Here is a 6,742-nt window from a genome sequence, read left to right as displayed (position 1 = left end):
CTGGCTTGTTGTTCAGTGCGGGCACTCAGATCATGGTTGCCTTGGGCGATCTCGGCGCTGGCCGTGGCGACCGATTCAGAGCCTTGGCGGACTTGTCCCACCACACTGGCCAGGTTCGTCTGCATGCGCTCCAGCGCCATCAGCAGCTGCCCGGTTTCATTGGTGGAGTGCACATGGATGGCTTGTGACAAATCACCCTCGGCAATCCGGCTGGCCACGTTCACCACGGTGTTGATAGGGCTCGTGATGGAACGGATCAGCCATAGTGCCGCGGCGGCCGCGGCGACCACGGCGACCAGCAGTGCCACAAGCATGACGCTGCGCGCAGTGGTGAAGCTGCTGTCGCTGTTGTTGCTTGCGGTCACCGCCCCGTTATGGTTCAGGTCGGTGAGCTTCTTGACGGTGGCTTTGAGGCTATCGTAAGTGGCCTTGGACTCGTTCTCGAGCATCTTGCGTGCCGGGAACTTGTCGCGCTTGGTAGACATGTCCACCAGCTGTGCATGCTGTTCCAGGTATTTTTTCCAATCAGCTTCGAAGCTAGTGTAGAGCGCCTTTTCTTCGGGGCTGTCAATGTACTTGGTGTATTCGCTCCGCACTTTTTCAATCGAAGCCAGCGCCTCTACCATGACCTTGTCGATGCGCTCCATCGCGGTCTCATCGCTGTTTTGCACGTGCTGGCTTTCAAGGGCTCGCAGTTCTGCAATGGCGGACTGCAGGCTACCCACCACTTCAATGCTCGGCAGCCAGTTGCCCGTGATGTCTTGCGTGTTCCCACGCATCGCTTGCATTTGCAGGATGGCAACGACCACCACTCCCACCAGCAATGCTGTCAATAAACCCATTGCGCTGATCAAGCGTGTTGAGATCTTGAGATTCTTGAATTCCATAGCCCGCGTCTCCTCGTATTTTTAATAGGGCAACTTCATTTAACCCGCAAACAGGTGCGCTGGCAATCCAGGGCTATCAACCTCCACAGAAAAAAGTGCGCCTGCCAACGGTTGATGGAGCAATTGTGACTCGGTCAGCCCCGTGCAAGCGCTGGAAATAAACAGGGTTTTCAAGTCCTTGCCACCAAATGCGCAGTTGGTGATCTGGCTTGCGGGCAGCGGAATGCGCAACAATTCCTGCGCGGTGTCCGGGTCATGGCAGGTGACGCACGCGCCTCCCCAATGGGCGATCCAGATGCGCCCCGTGGCGTCAGTGGTCATGCCATCCGGCAGTCCGTCCTCCGGGCCCATTTGCAGCCAGACGGTCCCGGCCCCCAGTGCTCCCGAAACCGGGTCAAACGGGTAGGCCACGACGCGTCCCCGAACGGTGTCGTTTGCGTACAGTGTGCGCTGGTCCAGTGACCAGGTGGGACCGTTGGTGACACTGATGCCCGTCTGCATGCGCGTGCATTGTGAGCCACCCAGGTAGCGGTACCAAGCGCCGCTGGGGGTCTGGCACGCCGCGTCCATGGTGCCCACCCAAAATCGCCCCTTGGCGTCGCATTTGCCGTCGTTGAAGCGGTTGCCGGGTTGGGCGGGTTCCGGCTGATGCAGGCGCTCCAGGCGCCCGGTATCGGTGTCAAAAAACGCGAGGTCACGCCGCAGCGTGACCAACAGGCCAGGCCCATTGGCACGCTCGGCGACTGCCGTAATTTCTTCTGCAAATTCCCAGCTGTCGCGCACTTTGTGCGCTGGGCTGAATCGGTGCAATTGGTGGCCCAGAATGTCCACCCAGTACAGGGCCTGCTCGCGTACCGACCAAACGGTCCCTTCGCCCAGGAGGGCTTGTGCGCTCCAGACACTGTGCGCCTCCCCCCGTACCACGGGCAGTGGACAGGGGGGAGAGACCGCCATGGCTAACGCGGACATCAGTGAGAGTCGCGCGGCACCCCAGCTCCACTGCCACCGACCAAAAAGTCGAGGTCGGCGCCCAGGTGGGCCTGCTGCACGGTTTCCACGTACAGCTTGTACCAGCCGCGCTTTGGCTTTTCAGGCGCTTGCCAGGCGGCCAGGCGGCGCGCCAGTTCTTCGTCCGAAATCTCCAGGTGCAACTTGCGCTCAGCTACATTAAGTTCAATCATGTCGCCGTTTTGCACCACTGCCAGAGGGCCACCGGCGGCGGCTTCGGGGCTGGTGTGCAGCACGGTAGTGCCATAGGCGGTGCCGCTCATGCGCGCGTCCGAGATGCGCACCATGTCGGTAATGCCTTTCTTCAGCACCTTGGGCGGCAGGGGCATATTGCCCACTTCGGCCATGCCGGGGTAGCCGCGGGGACCACAGTTCTTCAGCACCATCACGCTGTTTTCGTCGATGTCCAGATCCGGATCGTCAATCTTGGCGTGGAACTCTTCAATCGACTCGAATACCACAGCCGGGCCGCGGTGGTGTAGCAGGTGCTTGGAGGCGGCAGACGGCTTGATGACGGCGCCGTTGGGGGCCAGATTGCCACGCACTACGGCAATGCCGGCCGCGGGCATGAAGGGCTCTTCCACGGTTTTGATGACTTCGCGGTTGTAGCAAGGCGCGTTTTCCACGTTCTCGCGGACGGTTTTGCCGTTCACCGTCAGGCAGTCGCTGTGCAGCATGGGCAGGATCTCGCGCATCACCGCGGGCAGGCCCCCGGCGTAGCAAAAGTCTTCCATCAGGTACTTGCCCGAGGGTTGCAGGTTCAGGATGTTGTTCACTTCCGAACCCAGCTTGTCAAAGTCTTCCAGCTTCAGGTCTACGCCTAGGCGGCCGGCGATGGCCAAGAGGTGAATCACCGCATTGGTGGAGCCGCCGATGGCCGCGTTGGTACGAATGGCGTTCTCGAAGGCTTTGCGCGTCATGATCTGCGACATCTTGATGTCTTGCTTGACCATTTCCACAATGCGGCGGCCTGTCAGTTGGGCCAGGCGCTTGCGGCGTGTGTCGGCCGCAGGAATGGCCGCGTTTTCCGGGAAGGCCATGCCCAAGGCTTCTACCATGCTGGCCATGGTGGAGGCGGTGCCCATGGTCATGCAAGTGCCACTGGAGCGGTGCATGTCGCTCTCGCAGGAGGAAAACTCCTGCATGGTCATTTCACCCGCGCGCACCATTTCAGACATTTGCCACACGCCGGTGCCGGAGCCGACGTCCTTGCCGCGGAACTTGCCGTTGAGCATGGGGCCACCGGACAGGCCGATGGTGGGCAGGTCGCAGCTGGCTGCGCCCATCATCAAGGAGGGGGTGGTCTTGTCGCAGCCCATGAGTAGCACAACGCCGTCGATGGGGTTACCACGGATGCTTTCTTCCACATCCATCGATGCAAGGTTGCGAAACAGCATGGCCGTGGGGCGCAGCTGGGTTTCGCCCAGCGACATGACGGGAAATTCGAGCGGGAAACCGCCGGCTTCGTACACACCGCGCTTGACGAACTCGGCCAGCTCACGGAAGTGGCCGTTGCAGGGTGTCAGCTCGCTCCAGGTGTTGCAGATGCCGATGACGGGACGCCCGTCCAGCAGGTCGTGGGGGTAGCCTTGGTTTTTGAGCCAGCTGCGGTGAACAAAACCATCGCGGTCCTGGCGGCCGAACCAGGCTTGGCTGCGGCGGAATGGGGGCTTAGGGGAGTCCATGGATGTATGCCTCGTTTTTGGGTGGAGGAGGGCCTCCGGTTCTTGACAACAGGCATGGTAACAATGCACAGTGATAATAGAAAATGAATTTCGTAGCGATTCATATATCTAATTTGCAATGTTTATAAGGAAAAAGCATGTCGGTCGTTTCACAGTTGGCCCAGTACACCAGTTTGCGTGGCAAAAACGTGTTCATCACAGGGGGGGGCACCGGGATTGGCGCGGCCATGGTCAGCGCCTTTGTCGAGCAGGGCGCTCGGGTGGCGTTTGTGGACGTGGCGGCGACGGAAAGCGCGGCTTTGGCCGCGCAATTGACCGCCCAAGGCGGTACTGTGTGGTGGCAGACCTGCGATGTGCGCGACGTTGCTGCGTTGCAGCAAGCGATTGCACAGGCTCAGGGGGCACTAGGGGACTTTTCAACCTTGGTTAACAACGTGGCCCGCGATGACCGCCACACGTTGGAATCTGTTACTCCGGAATACTGGGATGAGCGCATGGCCGTGAACCAGCGCCCTGCATTCTTTGCCATCCAGGCCATTGTGCCCGGCATGCGGCGCTTGGGTGGAGGTTCGGTGATCAACCTCGGCTCCACAGGCTGGCAGACCAAAGGCAGCGGCTATCCCTGCTACGCGGTGGCCAAATCGTCCGTGAATGGCCTGACCCGTGGCCTGGCTGACAGCCTAGGGGCGGACCGCATCCGTATCAACACCGTGTCGCCGGGCTGGGTGATGACCGAGCGCCAGATCACCATGTGGCTGGATGCGGCTGGCGAGGCGGAAATCCAGCGCAACCAATGCCTGCCCGACAAGCTCAAGCCCTCCGATGTGGCTCGCATGGTGCTGTTCCTGGCGTCGGACGACGGCGCCATGTGCACCGCACAAGAGTTCAAGGTGGACGCCGGCTGGGCTTAAGCCGGCTCGGTCGCGGCAAATTCCTTGCCGTAGACCGTCATGGCGGAGGCCTTGAGGGCGCGCAGCACCACCTCACCAGCGGGGGAGAGCAGGCGGTCGCGGCGGGTGATGAAGCCAAAGGGTTCCAGTTCGCACGGCAGCGCCACGGGCAGGATGGACATCAGCCCGTGGTTGGAGTAATACCGCGCCACGTCCACCGCCATTACGCTCACCATGTCGCTTTGCTGCATCATCTTGCTGATGAACAGCATGGCGCTGGTTTCCACGCTGTTGGAAGGCTGCTGCAGGCCCAACTCCTGGATCATTAAATCAAAGCGATGGCGCAGCATGCTGCCGTTGGGCGGCACGATCCAGCCGTACTGGAACACATCCTCCAGACTTGGCTTGATGGCCGTTAGTAGCGGATGACCCGGGCGGGCCACGGCGCATATAGGTTCATCGCTCACTTCTTCATAACGCAAGGCAGCCTTGTCGTGCTCCGGGGAGAGTCGCCCGACCAAAATGTCCAGCGTACCCCGGTTCAGGCGCTCGATCAGCACGTTGCTGGGCTCGATCTGGATGGTGATGTGCAGATTGGGGTGGGCCTGTTTGACCGCGGCCACAGTGGGCGGCAGCAGTGCCAGACCCGGCGCCGTGATGGAGCCCAGGTTGACCTGCCCGAACTGCCCATTTTTGGCCGCTTGCAGTTCCTCGTGCGCCTGGTTCAGGCTGGCCAGCGCTGCACGGGCATGGCGAATCATGGTGTCGCCGTACCAAGTGGGGCGCATGCCGCGTGGCAGGCGCTCAAACAGCGACACGCCCAGCACATCCTCCAGGTCCTTGAGCAATTTGGACGCCGCGGGCTGCGTCATGTTGAGCACTTGTGCCGCCCGGTGGATGTTGCCCTCCTCGGACAAGGCGACCAGCAACAAAAGTTGTCGGGTTTTCAGCCTTGCGCGAAGAAACCAATGGGTGTAGTTAGTCATATTAGGGTTATTACCAATCTGTAATTGAATATCAAATTCGCAACAAACTATATTAGAAATTAATCGCTCACATCCTTATCATTCAAAGCCTGCGCCGACCCCGGCAAAGACCTTAGTGTGATTGAAGTTCATTAAACAGGAGACAACCCATGAATGCACGTAGAACGACTTTGAAGGCGCTGGTCGCCAGCTTGGCCCTCGGCCTGGCATTTGGTAGCACCGTGGCCAACGCCCAAGACAAAGGTCTGGTTGGCGTGGCAATGCCTACCAAGAGCTCTACCCGTTGGATCAGCGACGGCAACAGCATGGTCGCCGCTTTGGCTGCCAAAGGCTACAAGGCCGACCTGCAATACGCAGAAGACGACATCCCTAACCAGTTGGCACAGATCGAAAACATGATCACCAAGGGTGTGAAGGTGTTGGTGATTGCTGCGATCGACGGCACCACCCTGACCAACGTGCTGCAAAAAGCCGCTGACAAGGGCATCAAGGTCATCTCCTATGACCGCCTGATCGTGGGTTCCAAGAACGTGGACTACTACGCGACTTTCGACAACTTCCAAGTTGGCGTGTTGCAAGCCCAATCTCTGGAAAAAGCCCTGGGTCTGAAAGAAGGCAAGGGTCCTTTCAACATCGAATTGTTCGGTGGCTCTGCTGACGACAACAACGCGTTCTTCTTCTACGACGGCGCCATGTCCGTGCTGGACCCCTACATCAAGTCCGGCAAGCTGGTCGTTCAAAGCAAGCAAACCGGCATGCAAAAAGTGGCAACCCTGCGTTGGGATGGTCAAGTGGCCCAAGCCCGTATGGAAAATTTGTTGAGCGCCTACTACGGCAAGGACAAAGTGAACGCAGTTCTGTCTCCGTATGACGGCCTGTCCATCGGTATCCTGTCCGCACTGAAGGGTGTGGGCTACGGCACTGCTGCACAACCCATGCCTTTCGTGAGCGGTCAAGACGCTGAAGTGCCTTCCGTGAAGTCCATCATCCGCAAGGAACAGTACTCCACCATCTTCAAAGACACCCGCGAACTGGCCAAGGTCACTGCCAACATGGTCGACGCTGTGATGAGCGGCAAGCAGCCTGAAATCAACGACACCAAGACCTACAACAACAAGGTCAAGGTCGTTCCTTCCTACCTGCTGAAGCCTGTGGCGGTTGATTTGTCCAACTACAAGCAGGTGTTGGTCGGCAGCGGTTACATCAAGGAAGAGCAACTGAAGTAACCTCGGCAATAAGCGAAAGAGGCCCTGTGCCCCAAAGCACAGGGCTTTTTACATTCTTTC

The 6,742-nt window shown here is 59.4% G+C and carries 6 protein-coding genes; 2 read left to right on the top strand and 4 right to left on the bottom strand.

Features of this window, described 5'->3' with window-relative positions; all coding sequences use genetic code 11:
• The 3 genes from AC07OE_RS16140 to AC07OE_RS16130 form a co-directional block, all read right to left on the bottom strand.
• Positions 1–842, bottom strand: an 842-nt coding sequence (locus AC07OE_RS16140; protein ID WP_495071593.1) for an MCP four helix bundle domain-containing protein, incomplete at its 3' end; no start/stop codon positions are given.
• Positions 843–926: 84 nt separating this feature from the next.
• Positions 927–1,841, bottom strand: coding sequence for an SMP-30/gluconolactonase/LRE family protein (locus AC07OE_RS16135; RefSeq protein WP_495071592.1), 915 nt, complete (start codon positions 1,839–1,841; stop codon positions 927–929).
• Between the two features lie 14 nt (positions 1,842–1,855).
• The gene (locus tag AC07OE_RS16130) at positions 1,856–3,580 is read right to left on the bottom strand and encodes an IlvD/Edd family dehydratase (RefSeq protein WP_495071591.1); all 1,725 of its coding nucleotides are present in this window, start codon (positions 3,578–3,580) and stop codon (positions 1,856–1,858) included.
• Between the two features lie 137 nt (positions 3,581–3,717).
• On the opposite strand from AC07OE_RS16130, the gene AC07OE_RS16125 reads away from it, so the two are divergent.
• The gene (locus AC07OE_RS16125) at positions 3,718–4,491 is read left to right on the top strand and encodes an SDR family NAD(P)-dependent oxidoreductase (protein ID WP_495071590.1); all 774 of its coding nucleotides are present in this window, start codon (positions 3,718–3,720) and stop codon (positions 4,489–4,491) included.
• Here the strand turns inward: AC07OE_RS16125 and AC07OE_RS16120 are convergent.
• On the bottom strand, positions 4,488–5,456 hold the full coding sequence (locus AC07OE_RS16120; protein WP_495071589.1) for a LysR family transcriptional regulator: 969 nt from the start codon (positions 5,454–5,456) through the stop codon (positions 4,488–4,490). The two genes, AC07OE_RS16125 and AC07OE_RS16120, sit on opposite strands and share 4 nt — an antisense overlap.
• A 149-nt stretch (positions 5,457–5,605) precedes the next feature.
• Here AC07OE_RS16120 and chvE point away from each other — a divergent pair, with 149 nt between their 5' ends.
• Positions 5,606–6,682, top strand: a complete 1,077-nt coding sequence (chvE, locus tag AC07OE_RS16115) for a multiple monosaccharide ABC transporter substrate-binding protein (protein WP_495071588.1) — start codon at positions 5,606–5,608, stop codon at positions 6,680–6,682.
• Positions 6,683–6,742: the final 60 nt, after the last annotated feature.

This window comes from Rhodoferax sp. GW821-FHT09E07, from assembly GCF_059416145.1.
Note: the sequence above shows the minus strand (reverse complement) of the source record. Positions and strands in the feature narration are given on the sequence as shown.